This window comes from Pseudoxanthomonas suwonensis 11-1 (genome assembly GCF_000185965.1).
GTDB lineage: Bacteria > Pseudomonadota > Gammaproteobacteria > Xanthomonadales > Xanthomonadaceae > Pseudoxanthomonas > Pseudoxanthomonas suwonensis_A.
Genome location: NC_014924.1, coordinates 2,935,213 through 2,954,948 on the forward strand (window position 1 = coordinate 2,935,213; position 19,736 = coordinate 2,954,948).

20 protein-coding genes are annotated in these 19,736 nt (G+C 70.2%); 7 read left to right on the top strand and 13 right to left on the bottom strand.

Going from position 1 to position 19,736, the window contains the following annotated elements; all coding sequences use genetic code 11:
- Nucleotides 1–6: 6 nt before the first annotated feature.
- Both PSESU_RS13470 and PSESU_RS13475 read left to right on the top strand, forming a co-directional pair.
- Entirely contained in the window at nt 7–663 is a 657-nt protein-coding gene (locus tag PSESU_RS13470; RefSeq protein ID WP_013536342.1) for a glutathione S-transferase family protein, read from the top strand.
- A 101-nt stretch (nt 664–764) separates the two neighbouring features.
- Nucleotides 765–3,272 (top strand): glycoside hydrolase family 9 protein, encoded by a 2,508-nt coding sequence (locus tag PSESU_RS13475; protein WP_013536343.1) that lies wholly within the window; start codon nt 765–767, stop codon nt 3,270–3,272.
- 63 nt (nt 3,273–3,335) lie between these two features.
- Here PSESU_RS13475 and PSESU_RS13480 read toward each other — a convergent pair whose 3' ends face one another.
- Together PSESU_RS13480 and PSESU_RS13485 are read right to left on the bottom strand one after the other, a co-directional pair.
- The gene (locus PSESU_RS13480) at nt 3,336–5,258 is read right to left on the bottom strand and encodes an alpha/beta hydrolase family protein (protein WP_233275228.1); all 1,923 of its coding nucleotides are present in this window, start codon (nt 5,256–5,258) and stop codon (nt 3,336–3,338) included.
- Between the two features lie 132 nt (nt 5,259–5,390).
- Nucleotides 5,391–8,054: a bifunctional diguanylate cyclase/phosphodiesterase gene (locus tag PSESU_RS13485; protein WP_013536345.1), complete on the bottom strand. Its 2,664-nt coding sequence runs from the start codon at nt 8,052–8,054 to the stop codon at nt 5,391–5,393.
- Nucleotides 8,055–8,276: 222 nt separating this feature from the next.
- Here PSESU_RS13485 and PSESU_RS13490 point away from each other — a divergent pair, with 222 nt between their 5' ends.
- Nucleotides 8,277–9,119 (top strand): class I SAM-dependent methyltransferase, encoded by an 843-nt coding sequence (locus PSESU_RS13490; protein ID WP_013536346.1) that lies wholly within the window; start codon nt 8,277–8,279, stop codon nt 9,117–9,119.
- Nucleotide 9,120: 1 nt separating this feature from the next.
- Here the strand turns inward: PSESU_RS13490 and PSESU_RS13495 are convergent, their stop codons facing one another.
- From PSESU_RS13495 to PSESU_RS13510, 4 genes are all read right to left on the bottom strand, one after another.
- Complete coding sequence (locus tag PSESU_RS13495) at nt 9,121–9,639, bottom strand: nucleoside 2-deoxyribosyltransferase (protein WP_013536347.1); 519 nt, start codon at nt 9,637–9,639, stop codon at nt 9,121–9,123.
- 104 nt (nt 9,640–9,743) lie between these two features.
- On the bottom strand, nt 9,744–10,193 hold the full coding sequence (locus PSESU_RS13500) for a universal stress protein (RefSeq protein WP_013536348.1): 450 nt from the start codon (nt 10,191–10,193) through the stop codon (nt 9,744–9,746).
- Between the two features lie 108 nt (nt 10,194–10,301).
- Entirely contained in the window at nt 10,302–10,796 is a 495-nt protein-coding gene (locus tag PSESU_RS13505) for a hypothetical protein (RefSeq protein WP_013536349.1), read from the bottom strand.
- A gap of 14 nt (nt 10,797–10,810) precedes the next feature.
- On the bottom strand, nt 10,811–11,224 hold the full coding sequence (locus PSESU_RS13510; RefSeq protein ID WP_013536350.1) for a CBS domain-containing protein: 414 nt from the start codon (nt 11,222–11,224) through the stop codon (nt 10,811–10,813).
- A 142-nt stretch (nt 11,225–11,366) separates the two neighbouring features.
- Between PSESU_RS13510 and PSESU_RS13515 the strand changes: the two genes are divergently transcribed.
- Nucleotides 11,367–11,648, top strand: a complete 282-nt coding sequence (locus PSESU_RS13515) for a hypothetical protein (protein ID WP_013536351.1) — start codon at nt 11,367–11,369, stop codon at nt 11,646–11,648.
- Nucleotides 11,649–11,978: 330 nt separating this feature from the next.
- Here the strand turns inward: PSESU_RS13515 and clsB are convergent, their stop codons facing one another.
- Genes clsB through PSESU_RS13530 form a run of 3 tightly spaced genes read right to left on the bottom strand, consistent with a single transcriptional unit; the run spans nt 11,979 to nt 14,315 of the window.
- Complete coding sequence (clsB, locus tag PSESU_RS13520) at nt 11,979–13,184, bottom strand: cardiolipin synthase ClsB (RefSeq protein WP_013536353.1); 1,206 nt, start codon at nt 13,182–13,184, stop codon at nt 11,979–11,981.
- Complete coding sequence (locus PSESU_RS13525; protein WP_013536354.1) at nt 13,181–13,966, bottom strand: endonuclease/exonuclease/phosphatase family protein; 786 nt, start codon at nt 13,964–13,966, stop codon at nt 13,181–13,183. The genes clsB and PSESU_RS13525 overlap by 4 nt, the downstream gene beginning before the upstream one ends.
- A gap of 10 nt (nt 13,967–13,976) precedes the next feature.
- A complete protein-coding gene (locus PSESU_RS13530; protein ID WP_013536355.1) occupies nt 13,977–14,315 on the bottom strand; it encodes a hypothetical protein in 339 nt (112 codons plus the stop codon).
- 204 nt (nt 14,316–14,519) lie between these two features.
- Between PSESU_RS13530 and PSESU_RS13535 the strand changes: the two genes are divergently transcribed.
- A complete protein-coding gene (locus tag PSESU_RS13535) occupies nt 14,520–14,795 on the top strand; it encodes a hypothetical protein (protein ID WP_233275229.1) in 276 nt (91 codons plus the stop codon).
- 95 nt (nt 14,796–14,890) lie between these two features.
- On the opposite strand, the gene PSESU_RS13540 is transcribed toward PSESU_RS13535, so the two are convergent.
- Both PSESU_RS13540 and PSESU_RS13545 read right to left on the bottom strand, forming a co-directional pair.
- Nucleotides 14,891–15,562 (bottom strand): SDR family oxidoreductase, encoded by a 672-nt coding sequence (locus PSESU_RS13540; protein WP_013536357.1) that lies wholly within the window; start codon nt 15,560–15,562, stop codon nt 14,891–14,893.
- A gap of 60 nt (nt 15,563–15,622) precedes the next feature.
- On the bottom strand, nt 15,623–16,894 hold the full coding sequence (locus PSESU_RS13545; RefSeq protein ID WP_013536358.1) for a S41 family peptidase: 1,272 nt from the start codon (nt 16,892–16,894) through the stop codon (nt 15,623–15,625).
- Between the two features lie 190 nt (nt 16,895–17,084).
- On the opposite strand from PSESU_RS13545, the gene PSESU_RS13550 reads away from it, so the two are divergent.
- Nucleotides 17,085–17,852, top strand: a complete 768-nt coding sequence (locus PSESU_RS13550) for a glycine zipper domain-containing protein (RefSeq protein WP_013536359.1) — start codon at nt 17,085–17,087, stop codon at nt 17,850–17,852.
- 311 nt (nt 17,853–18,163) lie between these two features.
- Here PSESU_RS13550 and PSESU_RS13555 read toward each other — a convergent pair whose 3' ends face one another.
- On the bottom strand, nt 18,164–18,649 hold the full coding sequence (locus tag PSESU_RS13555) for a pyridoxamine 5'-phosphate oxidase family protein (RefSeq protein WP_013536360.1): 486 nt from the start codon (nt 18,647–18,649) through the stop codon (nt 18,164–18,166).
- A 56-nt stretch (nt 18,650–18,705) separates the two neighbouring features.
- On the bottom strand, nt 18,706–19,071 hold the full coding sequence (locus PSESU_RS13560; RefSeq protein ID WP_013536361.1) for a glycine zipper 2TM domain-containing protein: 366 nt from the start codon (nt 19,069–19,071) through the stop codon (nt 18,706–18,708).
- 223 nt (nt 19,072–19,294) lie between these two features.
- Between PSESU_RS13560 and PSESU_RS13565 the strand changes: the two genes are divergently transcribed.
- Nucleotides 19,295–19,729: a hypothetical protein gene (locus tag PSESU_RS13565; protein ID WP_013536362.1), complete on the top strand. Its 435-nt coding sequence runs from the start codon at nt 19,295–19,297 to the stop codon at nt 19,727–19,729.
- Nucleotides 19,730–19,736 lie beyond the last annotated feature (7 nt).

The window sequence follows — 19,736 nt, forward strand, 5'->3', positions numbered from 1 at the left end:
CCCCGCATGAGCCTCGCCCTGTACGCCCATCCGTTCTCCTCCTACTGCCAGAAGGTCCTGGTGGCGCTGTACGAGAACCAGGTCCCGTTCGAGTACCGGAACCTGGAGCAACCGGGGAACATGCAGGCGCTGCGGGCCCGCTGGCCGATAGGCCGCTTCCCGCTGCTGGTCGACGGCGAGCGCAGCCTGCCCGAGGCCAGCGCCATCATCGAATACCTGCACCTGCGCCATGCCGGGCCGGTCCGGCTGCTGCCCGACGATCCGCTGCAGGCGCTGGACGTGCGCCTGCTGGACCGCTTCTTCGACAACTACGTGTCCACGCCGCAGCAGAAGCTGGTGTTCGACGTCCTGCGCCCGGAGGGCGAGCGCGATCCGCATGGGGTGGCCGAGGCCCGGCGCCTGTTGGAGACCAGTTACGCCTGGCTGGAGCAGCACCTGGCCGACGGCCGCCCCTGGGCGGCCGGGCAGGACTTCAGCATGGCCGACTGCGGTGCCGCCCCGTTCCTGTTCTACGCGGACTGGAGCCACCCGATCCCGTCCGGATGCACCCGCGTCCATGCCTACCGCGCGCGCCTGCTCGCAAGGCCGTCGATGCGGCGGGCGGTGGACGAGGCGCGGCCCTACCGCCACTACTTTCCACTGGGCGCGCCGGACCGCGATTAGCAGCCTCCGGAGGCTGCGGGATAGCCGGTTGCTGCACCGCAGCTGGGTTGCACCCGGAAGCGATGTTAGCGTTCACATCGACTCTGAGGGGAGCTTCCGCAATGACGCAACGCCGCCGCCAGGCATCGATCCGCACCCGTTCCATCCTCGCCGCCGCACTGGTCGCGGCCCTGCCTTCGGCCCTGGCCGAACCGCTCAAGCTCAACGAACAGGAGTACTTCAGCCGGCCCGGCCTGGACGTGCTGGTGTTCAACAACTACTACGACGGCCTGTTCTCCGATGCCAAGCACGCCGGCGTGGAGCTGATCCACCACGGCGTGCGCACCGCCACCAATGGCGACGTGCGCCTGTCGCCCACGCCCGAGCAGTGGGACCCGGTGGCGCTGATGCTCGACCGCAAGGTCGATGCGCGCACCGGCACCGTCACCACCCGCATGGGCTATCCGAACGAGAAGTTCGAGTACAGCATCCAGGTCTCGCCGCAGGGTGACGGCGTGCGCATCCAGGTGCTGCTCGACAAGCCGCTGCCGAAGTCGCTGCAGGGCCGCGCCGGCTTCAACCTGGAGTTCCTGCCCTCGGCCTACTTCGGCAAGTCCTGGGCGGCCAGCGCCGCGCAGGGCGAGCGCCACGGCCAGTTCCCGCTCTACCCGGCCGGCCCCACCAGCCGCGGTGCCGACGGCAAGCCGGTGCGCATGCCGATCACCAGCGGCCAGCGCCTGGTGCTGGCGCCGGAGGATCCGCAGCGCCGGGTGACCATCAGCAGCAACAGCGGCGAGCTGGGCCTGTACGACGGCCGCAACCAGGCCCAGAACGGTTGGTTCGTGGTCCGCACCCTGCTGCCGGCCGGCAAGCGCGGCGCGGTGCTGGACTGGACCGTGGAAGGCCACACCCTGCCGGGCTGGACCCGTGAGCCGGTGATCGGCCATTCGCAGGTCGGCTACCACCCGGCGCAACGCAAGGTCGCGGTGCTGGAGACCGATCCGCGTTCCCCGGCACCGGGTGCGGCGCGCCTGCTGCGCATCGGCGCCGACGGCAGCGAGACCGAGGCGCTGTCCGCGACCCCGGCACAGTGGGGCCGCTACCTGCGCTACCAGTACTACACCTTCGACTTCTCCTCGGTGCGCGAGCCCGGCCTGTACCAGATCGAGGCCGCTGGCCAGCGCACCCACGCCTTCCGCATCGCCGAGGACGTGTACGCCGAGGCCTGGCATCCGACCGCGGACGTGTTCTTCCCGGTGCAGATGGACCACATGTTCGTCAACGAGGCCTACCGCGTCTGGCACGGCCGCCCGCACATGGACGACGCCCGCCAGGTCGCGCCCAACCACGAGCACTTCGACCTGTTCGCGCAGGGCCCGGAGCTGGATTCGCCGTTCCAGCCGGGCGAGCACATCCCCGGCCTGAACTACGGCGGCTGGTTCGACGCCGGCGACTTCGACATCCGCACCCAGACCCACTACGCCACCGTGCTGTCGATGGTCGATACCTGGGAGCGCTTCCGTCCGCTGCGCGACGAGACCACCATCGACCAGCAGCGCAAGCACGTGGAGATCCACGTGCCCGACGGCAAGCCGGACCTGGTGCAGCAGATCGAGCACGGCACCCTGGCCCTGATCGCCCAGCACCGCGTGTTTGGCCACGCCATCCCCGGCATCGTCGAGCCGGACCTGGGTCAGTACACCCATCTGGGCGATGCCTCGACCAAGACCGACGGCAAGGTCGACGACCCGAACGACCCGGACTCGCCCAGGGACGACCGCCTGGCCTTCACCAGCAATACCACCGCGCTGAACTACGGTTCGGCCGCGGCGCTGGCCGCCGCCAGCCGCGCCCTGCGCGGGCACAACGACGCGTTGGCCCACGAGTGCCTGGAGACCGCGCGCAAGGTCTGGGAGTTCGAGCAGTCGCGCGAGCCCAACCTGTTCCGGGTGGGCAACACCACCGGCGGCCACCCGGACGACGAGCAGCTGCGCGCCGCCGCCCAGCTGCTGGTCACCACCGGCGACGCGCGCTACGCCGAGGCGATCCGTGCGCTGTGGCCGAAGGTCGAGGAACGCTTCGGCTTCAACATCCCGGCGCTGATGGCGGCGCTGCCGAAGATGGACGACGCGTTCCGCGCCCAGGTTCGCGCCCGCGCCGAGCGCCTGCGCCAGGAGATGGCGCCGATGACCGGCGAGAACCCGTACGGGGTGGTGATCACCCGTGGCGGCTGGGCCGGCAACGGCGCGGTGGTGGGCATGGCCATCGCCAACTACCACCTGCACAAGGCCTTCCCGGACCTGTTCGACGCCGAACCCACCCTGCAGGGCCTCAACTACCTCTACGGCACCCACCCGGACTCGAACCTGTCCTTCGTGTCTGCCGTCGGCGCCCGCTCCAAGCAGGTCGCCTACGGCAACAACCGCGCCGACTTCAGTTACATCGCCGGCGGCGTGGTCCCGGGCGTGCTGGTGCTCAAGCCCGACTTCCCGGAGAACAAGGAGGACTGGCCGTTCTTCTGGGGCCAGAACGAGTACGTGATCGACCTCGCCGCGCACTACATGTTCCTGGTCCACGCGGCCCAGGACGTGCTCAAGCCGGGCGATGGCAAGCAGGGCGGCCAGCCCTGATGCAAGGCGGGCGGTGCCAACCGGCACCGCCCGCTTCGTTCTACCCGGTCCCGCTTCCGCGGCTCAGCCGGCCGGCTTGCCGCCCAGGTGCCGCGAGAGGAAGGCCAGCAGCCGGGCGTAAAACTCGCGGCGGTGCTCAATCGTGTAGAAGCCGTGGCCCTCGGTCGGGTAGTACAGGGTCTCCACCGGCACGCCGGCCTTCTGCAGCGCCTTCTCCATCTGCCTGCTGTGCGCGATCGGCGCACGCTCGTCGGCGCCGCCGGCGGCGAGGAACACCGGCACCTTGATCCGGTCCGCCAGGTTCACCGGCGAAAGCTGCTCCAGGTCCTCGCGCGCGCCCATCCAGTCCAGTGCCCAGGTGCGGCTGACGCGACCGCGCCTGGAAGCGTCGCGGTGCATCATCGGCAGGTCGTAGACGCCGACATAGCCGGCCGCGCAGCGGTACAGGTCCGGATCCTTCGCCACGCCCATCAGCGCCGCATAGCCGCCGTAGCTGGCGCCGTAGATGCAGATGCGCCGCGGATCGGCGATGCCCTGGTCGATGGCCCAGCGGGTCGCGTCGGCCAGGTCGTCCTGCATGGCCCCGCCCCATTCCTGTGCGCCCGCCAGCTGGTGCGCGCGCCCGTAGCCACCGGAGCCGCGGTAGTTCACCCGCAGCACCGCGTAGCCGGCCTCGGCCAGCACCTGGGCGTCGTCGTCGAACCCCCAGCGGTCCTGGACCCCGAACGGGCCGCCGTGCGGCAACACCACCATCGGCCGTGGGCCTTCGGCGCCGTCCTTCGGCTCGGTCAGGTAGCCGTGCAGCTCCAGGCCATCGCGCGCCTTGAAGCCCACGAAGCGCGAATGCGGCACCTGGGAAGGCCTGAACCAGCTGCGGCGGCTGGCCACCCGCTCGGCGCTGCGGGAGACGGTGTCGAACAGGAAGTAGTCGCCGTTGTTGCGGTCGCTGTACACGTACACCAGCGCCTCGCGGCCATCGGCGGTGACCGAGGTGATCCGCAGCGCATCGCCCTCGAAGGCCTTCTCCAGCATCCGGTACAGGCGGGCGGTGGGGGCCTGCTCGTCGAAGAAACGGTAGCGGACCCGGTCGGTCATGTACGCGGCGCCTATCGGGGTGCGACCGTCGAGGTCATGGATGATGTGCAGCGGCTCGACCACCTCGTCGCGCAGCAATTCGGTGTATTCGCCGGTCTCCGGGTCCCAGGTGCCGAGCGAATCCGGCCCCTCCCTGTGCTCCATCTGCAGGTAGGCCAGGCGGCCATCGGGGGTGAAGCCCCGCGCGAAGGCGCGTACCTTGGCGGTGGCCTCGTCATGGACAAGGCGCCACTTCGCCTTGTCGTCCTCGCGGTAGTAGAGCTTGTTCGAGTTGTCGCGGCCGACGCCGTGGGCGAAACGCACCTGGCCGTCCACATCGGTGGTGAACGAGGCATACGGCAGCGGCCCGGAGGCCAGGTGGGTGCGCCGCCGGGTGTAGAGGTCGAGCCGCTCGATCTGCGACACCGGATCGCTGGTCTGCGCCACCGACTGCACCAGGATGAAGTTGCGCTCGGTGGGCATCGGGTCGAGCATGAACACCGATCCCTCCAGCTCGTAGCGCAGGTGCGAGACCAGCGGATTGCTCTCCTGCAGCCCGTACGGGCTGGCCAGCAGCTTGGCGTAGCTGCCGTCGGCATTGACCGCATGCAGCTCGCCGATGACGCCCGGCTGGTCGCGCGAACCGTAGCGGTGCGCCATCGACACCACCACGCGCTCGTTGTTGGCCCACCAGAAATCGTCGACCTCCGAGCCGACGCCACCGGCGACCTTGGCGGTCGGCTGCAGGTCATTGCGTCGCACCACCGCCAGGACGGTGCGGTCCTCCATCGGCACGGTGATCGCGAAGTACGCGCCATCCGGCGAGATCTTCACCCGCTCGTAGCTGTCACGCCGCAGGTAGGGCTCCAGGTCCACCGTGGCCGTGCTGGCGCCGGCCGCAAACGCAAGCATCCATCCCGCCGCCAGGGCGGCAGCCATCCTTGCCAGTCCGCGCATTCCCTTTCCCCGTCTGTTTTCCCCGCCGGCATGGTGGCAAGCGGACGGCACGACTGTCCATGCCGGTGGTCGGGACGCGGGCGCGGCTCAGCCTGCCGGACGCACGGGATCGCGCTGGAACACCACCCGTTCCGGCCGGTGCAGGGCGAAGCCCTGGGCCAGGTCGACGCCGCGCTCGCGCAGCAGCGGCAGCATGCGCGGGTCGTCCACCCATTCGGCGACCACGCGCAGGCCGCGCTGGTGGCCGATCTGGGCGATGGCGCTGACGATGATGCGCGAGACCGGATCGGTCTCCAGGTCGCGGATGAAGGCACCATCGATCTTGATGATGTCCACCGGCAGGTTCTTGAGGTAGCCGAACGAGGACATGCCGGCGCCGAAATCGTCCAGCGCGATCCGGCAGCCGGCCGCGCGCAGGCGTTCGATCACCGGCACCACCCGGCGCAGGTTGCGCACAGCCACCGTCTCGGTGATCTCCAGGCACACCCGCCGCGGCTCGACCCGGTACTCGGCGATGCAGCCGAGGATGTAGTCGGCCAGGCCCTGGTCCTCGATGCTGGCGCCCGAAAGGTTGATGGCGAAGGTGCGCAGCTCGGCGCCGCGCGGATGCAGGCGGTTGGCGTTGGCCAGCGCGGTGCGGATCACCCATCGATCGATCACCGGCATCAGTCCGTAGCGCTCGGCCGCCGGCAGGAAGGCGCCCGGCATGACCACGTTGCCGTCCTCGTCGCGCAGGCGCAGCAGCAGTTCCAGGCGCGGTGCGTGGTCGCCCGGTTCGGGCGCCAGCGGCACCACCTCCTGGTAGTCCAGCAGCAGGCGGTCCTCCTCCAGCGCGCGGCGCAGGCGGGTGGCCCACTCCATCTCGCCCTGGCGGCGGGTGGTGTCCACGTCCTCGCGGTAGATGTGCACGCGGTTGCGGCCGTTCTCCTTGGCCTGGTAGCAGGCGCTGTCGGCCCAGGCCAGGATGTCCTTGAGGGTCGCGCCCGTCTCCCCGGCCACCACCACGCCGATGCTGGCGCTCACGGTGTAGGTGCGGCCCTCCCAGGGGAACACCACGTTCTCGATGCAGTCGCGCATGCGCTCGGCCAGCGCGCGCGCCTGGGCCGCGCCGGTGGCCGGGGCCAGCAGGCCGAACTCGTCGCCGCCGAGGCGGGCCAGCAGGTCCTGCGGCCGCAGCTGCTCGCGCATGGCGTGGACCAGCTCCACCAGCAGCTGGTCGCCGGCCATGTGCCCGGAGAGGTCGTTGACCAGCTTGAACTGGTCCAGGTCGATGTACAGCACGGCGAAGCTGGCCGACGGATCCTTCTCCAGCGTGGCCAGCGCCTTCTGCAGGCGGCGCTCGAACTCGCGGCGGTTGTACAGCCCGGTCAGCTCGTCGTGCGCGGCCTGGTAGCCGAGACGCTCGGTCAGCTTGCGCTGCTCGCTGACGTCATTGGCCACCATCAGCAGGTGCGGGATGCCGTCGACCTCCACCCGCGCCAGCGAGGCATGGGCCCAGAACGGCTCGCCGGCGCCCGGCACGATCAGCGCCTCGCGCCCGCTCCAGTCGCCGCCGGCCCTGGCGATCTCCAGCGCGTCACGGCCCTGGGCCGGGTCGGCAAACAGCGAGGGCAGCGGCTCGCCGCCGGCCACCCCCAGCTGCCGGCGCGCGGCCTGGTTGGCATAGGCGATGGTGCCGTCGCGCGCATCGGCCAGCAGCACCAGCGCCGGCAGCAGTTCGTTGAGCGCGCGGAAGCGGGCCTCGCTCTCGCCGAAGCGCTCGCCCATGCGCAGGCCCATCTCCACCGCGCGCCGGCGGGTGTTGGCCAGGGTCCACAGCAGCAGGGCCAGCAGCAGGCTGATCACGGTGCCGGTCAGGCCCACCATCAGCACGCTGGTGTAGCTGGTCTTGCCCGCGCGCGGCCACATCGACAGGTGCCACTGGCGCCCGCCGAACATGATCCGCCGCTCCTCGGCATCCGCCGGCGCCACCAGGCCGGGCTCGGAGGCGTAGATCACGCCGGCCTCGCCGGGCACGTCCGGGTCGCACAGCTCCACGTGCATGAACTCGAGGATCCAGCCCTCCAGGGCGCCGCGCACCATCGGCTCCAGGCGCAGGCTGATGGCCAGCGCGCCCATCTCCCGGGCACGCCGCTGGGCCACCGTCGCCGGCGCCGCGCCATGGCTGTACACCGGCAGGCGCACGGTGACGCCCAGCACCGGCTGGCCCGGGCGGTCCTTGAACTGCACCAGGTGGAACGGCGCGGACATGGCCACCGTGTCGGTGTCGCGGGCGCGCTGCAACGCCTTGAGGTTCTCGACCTGGGAGCTGCTGTCGAAGCCGATCAGCATCTCGTTGCCGGCCATCGGCGTGACCAGCTCGTACGGATAGGACGGGCCCGGGTGCAGGCGGGCGAAGGCCGTGACCACGTGGCCGTGCATGCGCTCGTTGGCGCGCAGGTTCTGCTGGTAGCGGTCGAAGATGGCCTGGTCGACGTGGTCGCTGCCCAGGAACACGGTCTGCATCGCGCGCAGCGCCTGGGCGGCCAGGTCGAGGTCGGCGCGCAGGCGCTCCTGGGCGAAGCCGGCCATCGAGACCTGCATCGCGCGCATGTCGGCCCGGACCGAGCCCATCTCGCGGCGGACGGCCTCGGCCGTGCACAGCAGCCCGGCCAGCAGCACCAGCAGCGCCCAGGTTCCGGGCGCCAGCCGCGATGCGCGCAGGGTCTCGGCGTCGCTGGACGGCATCGCGGTGGGATCCTGCATCGTCATCCCTGCAATCCTGCATGGCCTCGTCGGAACGGCGGGTCGACGCGACTCGGCACGGGGCAAACCCCGCCTTCCGGCGAAGTGCCCGGCCACGTATGTCTCTATCGGCCCCCAGGGCGCCATTCTTGACCGGATCGCCCCGGCGCGCATCCCCCCGTGCGCTGCAGGCCCCCGGCCCTCCGGTTACGATGCCCCGCCCGAACTGCGGCCCGCCCCCGCCCCTCCATGTCCCGCGCCCCGGCCCCCCTGCTTACCCTCGACCTCGCCCAGGCCCTCCTGAAGGCCCGCGACGCCGGCGCCGACGCCTGCGAGCTGTCGCTGGACCTGGGCCGCAGCCGCACCCCGGTCGTCCCCGGTGCCGGCGCCTGGAGCTGGGGCGGCCGCGACTGGCCCTACCCGGGCAAGCTCCGCGACCGGACCATCTACTGGTTCGACGGCCAGGACTGGGAACCGGTCTCGCGCTACGCCGGCTCGCTGATCAAGCTGGTGCCCACGCCCTGGGGCGCGCCGACCTTCGAGATCGACGGCATCAAGATGCTGCCCACCGCGAAGGAGTCGCCGCTGGAGGACGCCCGGCGCAAGGTCGCCCTGGTCCAGCCGCGCGGCCGCAGCATCCTCGATACCTGTGGCGGCCTGGGCTACTTCGCCGCATGCTGCCTGGAGGCCGGGGTGGCGCGGATCGTCTCGTTCGAGAAGAACGAGAGCGTGCTGTGGCTGCGCACCCTCAACCCGTGGTCGCCCGACCCGGAGTCGCCCGAGGCCGGCGGCCGCCTGGAACTGAACCACGGTGACGTCTCCAAGGAGATCGCCGGCCTGCCGGATGCCTCCTTCGACGCGTTGCTGCACGATCCGCCGCGCTTCGGCATCGCCGGCGAGCTGTACTCGCAGGAGTTCTACGGCCAGCTGGCGCGGGTGCTGCGCCGCGGCGGACGCCTGTTCCACTACACCGGCAGCCCCAACCGCCTGACCAGCGGCCGCGACGTGCCGCGCGAGGTGGCCAGGCGCCTGGAGAAGGCCGGCTTCCGCGCCGAACTTGCGCTGGACGGGGTCCTGGCGACGCGGCGCTGATTCAGCCGGCGCGCAGCAGGCGCGCGACATGGGCCAGTGCCACCCCGGCATCGCCCACCACCAGCGGTGCGGGAACCGAGAGCATCAGGTTCAGCGGCAGCCCGAACTCCTCGATGTTCCAGCCATGCACGTCGAGCAGGCCGTCGCCCCCGATGGCCTGCGGATGGCGCAGGCGGATGCGCTGGGCCAGGCTGCCCTGCTCGGGGATGTAGCCGTACACCGGCTTGCCCTTGGCCACCGCGTAGCCGACCTCGAAGCAGGTGCCGCTGTCCGGTTCCGGGCCACGGAAGAAGTCGAGGTTGGCCAGCACCGCGTCGGCACGCTCGATCAGGGCGATGTTGTTGCGGTAGATCCACGCCGCCTGCCCGGCCGGATCGGTGATGTCCGCCGGCACGTCCTGGTCCAGCGGGAACAGGCCTTCGAAGCCGTGGCGCGCGCACAGCGCCTTCAGTTCCTGCCCGCGACGGGTGGCGTCCGGGCGGAAGACATCGGGGCCTGCGAGATAGAGCGATCGGATCATCGGAAAAAAAGCGCGCGCCGGTTGGCGCGCGAAAGCAGGAACCTGGCACGTCGCCCGGCCGAGGGATCCGGAGAGAGAGGGACCGGACGACGTGCCGCTGCAGGTCAGTTGACGGGTGGCCGGTACACCAGCACCGGCAGGTCGGAATGGGTGAGCACCTTGGCGGTGACGCTGCCGAGCACCAGCGCCTTGATGCCACGCCGCCCATGCGAGGCCATCGCCACCAGGTCGCAACCACGCTCGCGCGCGGTCTGGATGATGGCCTCGTGCGGATCGTCGGCGCTGAGCGATACGACCTCGAAGGCCACCCCCGAGTTGGCCGCCAGTTCGTTGGCGTGCGCGACGCGGCGCGCGGCCTCCTCGCGGGCGTACTTCTCGTAGGCATCGCGGGTGGCGGCGACCTGCTCGGGCTCGTAGGCCACCACCTGGAAGGGTTCGATCACGGTCAGCACGGTGATGCGTGCACCCAGGCCCTTGGCCAGCCCCAGCGCCTGCTCCAGGGCATGGTCGGACAGCGGCGAACCATCGGTCGGAACCAGGATATGCGTGTACATGGCATTGCCTCCTTACCAACGTCTGGCAAGTGTCGGCCGTGCCCGGCGTGGCGTCCTTGATCCGGATCAAGCCGGATCCAGCCGGACCAGGACGCCACGTATCCACCCTCAGCCTGCGGCGCGACCGTCCTGCACGCCCAGCAGGGTCTCGCCCTGGGCATCGGTCTGGCAGGTCCAGGCGCTGCGCAGCTCCTGGCGCTGGACCCGCACCTCGACGCCGGCCTGGGTGCGAGCGGTACCCGTCACCACCAGCTCGTTCTCGGGCGTGCTGGACAGACGCGCGACTTCGGCCACGCAGGTGCGCTGTGCGGCGGGATAGCGGTCGGGCGAGGCGACGCCATCGCCGGAGCCGGAGCCGGCGGAAGCGGCGGCGGAAGCGGAGGCGGAGGCGGAGCCAGCGTCGGCGGAGGCGGCACCGGCCGCCCCAGCGCCAGCCGTGGGCATCCCACTGCTATCGGCGCTGGCGGTCGCCGGGGCAGCCGGAACGGTATGTGCGGCCTGGATGGTGCCACCGTCGGTGGTCTCCGGGCCGGCGTCGCGACCACAGGCCGCGAGCGAGAATGCGGCCGCCATGGACGCGACGAGGATCATCGGACGGGTCATGTGCATCCTCCCGGTCAGTGCGGACGCGCCACGCCACGCAGCAGCTCCTGCGAGGCCTGCGGGTCGTGGCTGTGGGCGAAATTGGCCAGCGAGACGATGCCGACCAGGCGCATGTCACGGTTCAACACCGGCAGGCGACGCTTCTCCAGGCCGGCCATGTTGGCGGCGACCTCGTCCAGGTCCTCGTCCTCGAAGCAGTATTTCACCTCGGGGGTCATCACCTCGCGTACCTCGGCCTTCGCGCCGAGCCCTTCGCTGATCCCACGCAACACGAGGTCACGGTCGGTGACGATGCCAACCAGGCGGTCGTTCTCGCCCACCGGCAGGCAGCCGACGTCGCGCGCCGCCATCTGCCGGGCAGCCTCCTGCAACGAGGTGGACGGGGAAACGACGCAGACATCGCGGCTCATGACATCGCCGATACGCATGGCAAGGCTCCTGTAGTGATAGACAGCGTCCATCGTCGGCATGCACGGATTAACCCGCCGGCAAGAAGCGCGCATGCACCTCGTTAAGTAACGGCCGCAACCCTGACACTGCCGTGACGAGCGCGCGCGGAGAATCCAGCGCATGGACAACAAAGCCGCCATCGACGCCGAACTGAAGCGGCTGGAGCAGCTGATCCCGGGCCTCAAGGACCAGGGTGACGAAGCCGCCGCACTGGAGCGCTTCGCCGAAGCCTCCGCCCCGCTTACCCGCAACGCGCCCGCCGAGCACGAGGCCTACATCACGCAGCGCCTGCAATGCATGCTGGTGGAAGCCGGCCTCGTTGCTGGCAGCCCGGAAGGCGAACCCTGCGCCCGCGGCGAGGACGCCGCGCCGCCTGACACCCCGCGCGGAGACGAAGGATGACCAACCCGAACTCCCGCCGCCCGCTGCGGATCATGGCCATCATCATCGGCAGCGCAGTGGTGCTTGGAGCGCTGCTGCTGTGGATCTTTTTCGACCTTGGGATCGGGGAGATGTGATGGAGCGGGGATTGGAGATTCGTGATTCGTGATTGGTGATTGGTGATTGGTGATTGGTGATTGGTGATTGGTGATTGGGGATTCGTGATTCGTGATTGGTGATTGGTGATTCGGGATTCGGAAGAGCAGGAGCTCGTTCATGGCTCACCGACCGGAAACCCCATCACTCTTGGCATGTCGGGATCCCTACCCTCTCCCATAAGGACGGGACTTGTCAGTGCCCTGGGCTGGCCAGCGTGCTGGCTGCCCGCTCCGGGGCCTGCCCGCCCGAAGCCAGCGTCACGGTGCGCGGGGTGTGTGCCGGCAGCAGGCCGGCCCAGCGGGGGAACTTGCGCAGCACGTGGTAGAGCAGCACCTGCGGTACCGGCCAGCGCGGGCGCTGGTCCAAGCCTTCCAGCGTCACCTCCTCACAATGGTCCATCCACAGCTGTTCCAGCGAGGCCGACAGTTCCCCGTTGAAGCCGCGGTCGCGGACCACCAGGTTGGCTTCGAGGTTGAGCGAGAGGCTAAGCGGGTCCAGGTTGCTGGATCCAACCGTGGCCCACTCGTCATCCACCACCGCGACCTTGCCGTGGAACGGGCGGGTGCAGTACTCGCGGATGCATACGCCGTCGCCGATCAGCTGCCGGTACAGGGTGCGCGCGGCCATCATCACCGAGGGCATGTCCGGCTCGCCCTGCAGGATCAGGCGCACGTCCACGCCGCGCCGGGCGGCCCCACGCAGGTCCGTGAGGAAGCCATGGCTGGGGAAGAAGTACGCGTTGGCGATCACGATCCGCCGTTTCGCGCCACGGATGGCCTCGCGGTAGACCTGCTCGATATCGGTGCCGTGGCGCTGGTTGTCGCGCACGATGAATGCGGTCTCGGCGGCCCCCTGGGCGTCACTGGCAGCCGTCGCATCGCCCTGGGCGTCCCCGACGCCCTGGTCCAGCACGAAGCGGTGGATATCGCCCACCACCGGACCGCGGACCTCGACCGCATAGTCCTGCTTGGCCTCCGGCCCACTGCGCAGCAGGTGGTCGGCCGAATAGTTGATGCCGCCGACGAAGGCGGTGGCGCCATCGATCACCAGCAGCTTGCGGTGCATGCGCCGGAACAGCTTGAGGCGGATGCCCATCGGCTGCGCGCCCGGATCGAAGCTGCGCACCTCGATACCCGCCTCGGCCATGGGCGCGAGGAACCCGTCCGAGAACGGCGGCGTGCCGTAGCCATCGACCAGCATCGACACGCGCACGCCGCGCCGGGCGGCGGCCACCAGGCGCTGTTGCAGCTCCCTTCCGACCTCGTCCTCGAACAGGATGAAGGTCTCCAGCAGGATCTCGCTGCGCGCGGCCTCGATCGCCTCGAACACCCGCGGATAGAAACCCTCGCCGTTCTCCAGCAGGCGCACGCTGTTGCCCTTGTGCCAGCGCAGCTTCATGCCGCTTCCCCCGATAGCCGCGCATGCAGCGGCAGGTGGTCGGACAGCCGCGTCCAGGGCCGGCCGCGTGGGGTGGCGACCTCGTGCACCTGCAGGCCACGCACGTAGATCCGGTCCAGCGGCAGCAATGGCAGCAGGGCCGGGAAGCTGCGCGCCAGCCGCCCGCGCTGCTGTTCGAAGGCCTCGACCAGGCCGCAGTCGAGCAGCTGGCGATGGGCGGCGCCACGCCAGTCGTTGAAATCGCCGGCGACCACCACCGGCGCGTCGGCCGGCACCTGCTCGCGCAGCAGCGCGCCGAGCAGTCCGACCTGGCTGCGCCGATGCGCATCGCGCAGTCCCAGGTGCACGCAGATGGCGTGCAGGTGCTGCGGATGGCCCGGCAGTTCCAGTTCGCAATGCAGCAGGCCGCGGTTCTCGTGCCCGGCCACGGAAACATCGTGGTTGTCGTGGCGCACGATCGGCAACCGCGACAGCAGGGCATTGCCGTGGTGGCCGTGCGGGTAGACCGCATTGCGGCCATACGCGAACTGCGGCCACAGCGTATCGGCCAGGTACTCGTACTGGGGCGTCTCCGGCCACTGGTGCACGCTCCGCTCGCGGTCCGCGTGCCGGCCCTGCACTTCCTGCAGGAATACGATGTCCGCACCCACGCGACGGATGGCCTCGCGCAGCCGCGGCAGCACGAAGCGACGCTGCAGCATGTCGAAGCCCATGTGGATATTGGCCGTCAGCACGCCGAAACCCGGCAACGGCGCGGGGCGATCCTTGCCTGCGCGTTCCATGAGGGCGACCTCAGCCGGCGTCGCTGCCGTCGTCCGTGGCGCGATCCTTCGGGTTGCCGGCCTTGTCCAGCCCATCGGTGGTCGAAGCCTTGCCACCGGCCTGGCCGTAGCTGCCGCTCTGGCCGAAGTTGGGTTGGGTGCTGCCGTCACGCTGCGGCTGGTCGCCCGGCTCGCCCTCGCCCAGGCTTCCGCCCTTGCCGTGGCCGCGCGGATGGAAGCCTTCGTCGCTGCGCTGCTCCGGCAGTTCGGCCGAGGGGTCGTTGCGGCCGTGGCCGGTCGGATCGGCGTCGGGACCGTCGCCGCGATAGGCGGACTGGCGTTCGTCGTGGGTTTCCAGGGGCTTGGTCATGGGTGCATACCGTCATGGGGGATACGCGCGAGACTGCGCCGCCGGCCATGAAACGCATGTCGAGTGGATGAACATTTTCCGGCTGGTGTTCATCCGGACGCGCGCCGTGACATCGCATGCACCGCCGGGTCACGCGCGGATAACCGCGCCACAGCCAACCTCGCAGCTCCTTCCCCACGACACAGGAGCTGCACCATGGGACTCATGCGCACCGTAGCCGTCGCCGCGCTCGGCGTGGTCGCCTACAAGGCCTGGAAGCGCCACAAGGCCGACAGCTGGGATAGCCAGACCGGGCAGGATGACGGCGGCACCACCCCGCCGCACGGCGATCCGCGCAGCGAGGACCTCGGCACCCCGGCCCAGGCCAGCGCCGGCAACGACGTGGTTAGTCTCGGTGGCATGTCCGAGACCGGAACGATCGACGGCGAGGAGACCGAACCGCCGCGTCCCGGCCAGTCGAGCCCGGGGTTCGGCGGCTGATCCTCAAACCTCCGCCACGCACGGGACCAAGGTCCCAGACGAAGACGCCGGCTTTCGCCGGCGTCCCTGTATCTGCAGTTCGCCTGCGGTCCCGCTTACCAGGGCAGCGGCGTGCCGTTGGCGTGCCAGAAGCTGCCGCTGTCGGCCAGGCCCAGGCTGTCCAGGCGCGCGACCAGGTTGGACGCGGCCTCGTCGGGGCCGATATCGCCGTGGCCGCCGAGCATGTCGGTGGCCACGCGGCCCGGATGCAGCAGGAACACGGCGATGTTGCGCGGCGCCAGGTCCACCGCCAGCGACTTGCCGATCGCGTTCACCGCCGCCTTGGAGGCGCGGTAGCCGTAGTAGGCGCCGGAACCGTTGTCGGCCACCGAGCCCATGCGGCTGGTGATGATCCCGACCTTGCCGCCGTCGGCCAGCAGCGGCTGCAGCGCCGCGGCCACCCGCAGCGGGCCCAGGGTGTTGACCTCGAACTGGCGCTGGATGCGCGTGAACGCGTCGGCATCCATCGCATCCAGGGTCTCGTTGGTGAAGATGCCGGCGTTGAGCACCAGCACGTCGATGCGCCTGCCCTGCAGACGGCCCGGCAGCGCGGCCACGGCGGCTGCGTCGGAGACGTCGACGCCGTCCACCACCTCGGCACCAGTGGCACGCAGCGACTCGCTGGACTGGCGACAGACGCCGATGACGTCCTCGCCGCGGGCGCGCAACTGCTGCGCCAGCGACAGGCCGATGCCGCGGTTGGCGCCGGTGATCAGGTAGGTGGCCATGGGTACTCCTTGCAATACGTGGGGGCCGACATTCTAGGCCAGCCCCCGCGCATGGCCTGCTTATTCCTGGGCCGGACCGCGTACGTGGCGGGCGATGTCGCCATCGGCCCACAGCAGCTCCACCGCTACCGGCACGCCTCCGGCGCCGCGGTCGAAGCGCACCCGCCGGGTGGGATCGGATTCGAAATGGAACAGCCCACCCTCCAGCGCGCGCAGCCGCTGCGGCGGACGCCGCCCCACGCGCAGCTGCAGCCCGTCGGCCAGTGCCTCGATCCGCACCGTGCCGTAGTCGCCGGCCAGCGCCTGCCTGGTCGCCGCGTCCGGCGCCGGGGCGCGGTTGCGCAGGGCTTCCAGTGCCCAGCGCGCGGCCTCGCCACCCTTGCCGTCCTCCAGCAGCTGCGCCAGCGCCAGTTCCTGCGCGCGACCCAGGGCTTCGCTGGACTCGACCTCCACCTGCGGCCGCACGCCCGTGCCTTCCCAGTTGCGCCCGGTAATCGGGCTGACCGGCGAGCCGGTGGAGACGAACACGCTGAAGCCGCCGCCAATGTCGAACGGCCGGCCGGGATTGGCCGCGCCGCCGGTCCGCTCGCCAACCAGTACCGCGCGCTTCGCGTTGCCCAGGGTGTAGGCGAAGGCCTCGGCCGCCGATCCGGTACGGCCGCTGGTCAGCACGTACAGCGGCATCGTGGTGCGCGGCGCCGGGTACTCCTGCGGGGGAGCCTCGGAAGCGCCGCCCTCGCGCCAGCGGAAGGTGTTGTAGATGTCCGAGCCATGCTCGACTAAGGCACTGGAGAGATAGCCGACCATCGCCGGCGAGCCGCCGCCGTTGTCGCGCACGTCCACCAGCACCGCGTCGGCGTGCGCCAGCAGTTGCAGTGCCGCATCGATCGCCTTGCGCGCCGGGTCGGCCGGATCGTCGAAGTCGATATCGGCGAAATAGCCCAGCTCCAGGTAGCCGACGTTGGCCGGCAGCAGCTGGACCTTGCGGATGCCGAAGTTGCTCCTGGCCGGGTCGGGTACCGGCCCGCGCACCGGGCCAGCCGGTTCCTTGCCGGGCGGCGACCAGCGTACGGCGAAGTGGCGATCCATCGGCCTGAGCCGGGCACTGAGTGCGGTGGCCAGTTCGCGCGGATCGGCCAGCTGGTCGAACGCGCCGAATCCAGTGGCGCGGCGCAGCTCGCCGGCGATCCGCGCCCCCTCGCTGGCGTCGAAGTACGACGCCTCGATGGTCGCGGCCACCCGTTCGGACACCTCGCGCGGCGGTTCGGCCGCCAGCAATGGAACCGGCAACAGGGCACAGGCGCAAAGCAGCAAAGCGGCGCATCGGGACATCGGCCTGGCTCCGTTGGTTGGTCGCCCGATCCTGCGCCGCCCCCGGCGCCGGCCGCAGTGCCCGAAGTCATGGATCCGCGCGCGGTTGCCAATCCTTCATGCATGGCTGACACCAGCCACACGGACGCTAAACAACCGCTTTGCAAAGGTGTGCGCACCCGCCCCACGGGGCCATTGCCGGAGACGAAACATGAGCAACGAACCCCGCGACCTCAACCGTGATCCGGTGACCGGCGCCCCCGGCGCCCATCCGGTCGGCGTCGGCGTAGGCGGCACCGGTGGTGCCGTGGCCGGCGCTGCCGTCGGCTCCATCTTCGGTCCGATCGGCACCCTGGTCGGTGGCGCGGTCGGCGCCATCGCCGGGGCCGCGGCCGGCAAGCAGGTGGCCGAGCGCCTGGATCCCACCGGCGAGGCCGAGTACTGGCGCGTCGAGTACGCCAACCGCCCGTATACCGATGCGAACTTCGACTACGACAGCGACTACGCCCCGGCGTACCGCTACGGCCTGGAAGTGCGCGAGCAGTCCGGCAGCCGGCGCTGGGACGACCATCTGGAAGCGGAAGTGCGTGGCGGCTGGGAAACCTCGCGCGGCACCTCGCGCCTGACCTGGGAGCAGGCCCGCGATGCGGTCAAGGACGCCTTCGACCGTTCCGACCGCACCTACCGCGCCTACGAGGCCGCCGACGGCTACTACGCCGACCAGTACGAAGCCGCCGACTACTACCTCACCGACTACGACTACACCGACTATCGCCCCGCCTACCGCTACGGCACCCGCGCCCGCAGCAACCTGCACGGCCGGGTCTGGGACGCGGAGCTGGAGCGCGAGCTGGAGCATGGCTGGGACACCGCCCGCGGCACCTCGCGCCTGGAGTGGAACGAAGCACGCGACGCGGTACGCGATGCCTGGGACAGCGCCGAGCGGCTGTGGCCCTCGGATGGTGACGTGCGGCGTTAAGCGCCGCTGGCCGTGCGCACACGGAAAGGCCCCGCACTGCGGGGCCTTTCTTCCTGCCGTGTTGCCCGAACCTACGGGGCGGCCTGCGAGCACCAAGGGCTCACTACCGGTGTTCCGGGCGCGCAACCCGGTGTCGGCGGTTTTGCCTGAGCGCTGATCACCGGTTGGTCAAGGCGCAGGGGCGCTCAGAAGCAGTAGTCCCCGTGTACGCCGAGAGAAACGCCGGTGCAGGTTTCTTCAAGGCGGATCCCAAACAAACAGCGGGAGGCCCCAATCGCGCCTCCCGCCGCCCCCATTTCAACCTGGCTGGCTTAGCCCAGATCGACCTTGGCTACCTTGTCCTTGTAATCCTTTTTCGGGTCGATGCCCATCAGCATCTTCACCCCGGCCAGCATGCTGTTCTCGTTGAGCCACACCTCGCCCTGGTCCGGATCGAGGCGCAGCAGGACCAGCTTGGGATCGTCCTTGCCGGTGTACCAGGCGGCGACGAACGGATTCCACAACCGCTCGACCACCGCGCGGTCGGTATCCACCGACAGCTGGCCGCCGATGCTGGCGAACAGGTCATGGCCCTTCGCCACGAACGCAGCGGTGGCGCGCCGGGGGCTGGCCAGGTCGCGCACCAGGGCATTGTCGATCGAGGTGAAGAACCAGATCGGGCCATGCGACTCGTGCTCCAGCTGCGCGGTCATCGGCCGGGTGTGCCCGTCCTCCAGCCCGTCCACGCCAAGCATCACGGTCATGTCGGACTTCAGCGCCTTCCAGAATTTGCGTTCGAGTTCCTCGGGGGTGGACATCACTTGCTCCTGCGGTGGCCGAAGGCGGCCGTTGGGTTTGATGGATGGCGGGCGCCTTAGCGCCAGACGCGCTCGCAGCGGGTTTCGACCACGCGCTCGCCGTTCCTCTCCTGGCTGTTGCCCTGGACATTGCGGCCGACGGCACCGCCGGCGACCGCGCCGCCGACCGTGGCCAGCTTCTTGCCGTTGCCGCCGCCGACCTGGTTGCCGATCAGGCCACCAATCACCGCACCGGCAGCCGTGCCGGCGATGCGGTTGGGATCCTTGCTGGAACGGGCGACCTCGACCTTCTCGCAGACCACGCGGCTGCCGTCGCTGAAGCGGCGACCCTCGTCCTGCGGGCCATGGGTCTGGGCGCTGGCCAGGGCGGAAGCGGCCATCAGCGGCAGGGCGGCCAGCACGGACAGGTTGGAAAGCTTCATGGGAGGTCCTCCGTTTTCGGTGGACCTCAGGCTTCCGCATCGACCCGCAAACCGCGGTGAAAAACCGCGTATCCAAGCGGCCACAGGGCAGGCGGGATTCATCGTGGTGAGGCGGATGCCAAGAACGTGCCCCGGACGTGGGCGTCAGAAAAACCCGATACCGCGATAGGCCGGAGTCGTAGAGCATGGCTGCCACGGGGGACCACCAACGGATGGGGTTTTCATGCACACAGCATCTCCGCGCGTCGCGGGAGACGGGCAGGCCTATGGCGCCGGTCCGTCAGGCGGTTCCCCGGATGACAGGCGCCACACCCGGCGGGCTCCCGCATGGGCCTGGGCCCTGGCCGTGCTGGGCGCGGTCGCATTCGCCTGGGGTGGGGCCTGGACGGCCGGCCACGAGGTCGCCGGACTGGCGGCCACCACCGACTTCGACGGCAGCGACAACGTCTTCCTCGGCCTGCTGTTCGGCCAGGGCGCGCTGGCGGCCACGTGGCTGGCCAGGGGCCGGGCCGCTCTCCGCCGGCGCCGCCAGCTGGTGGCGATCGCCCTGGGACTGCTGGCGATCTCCAGCCTGCTGTTCGGCGCCCGCGGCACGATCTTCATGCTGCTGGTGGAAGTGGCGATGCTCGCCTCCTTCCCCCGCCACGGACATTACTGAGGCACGG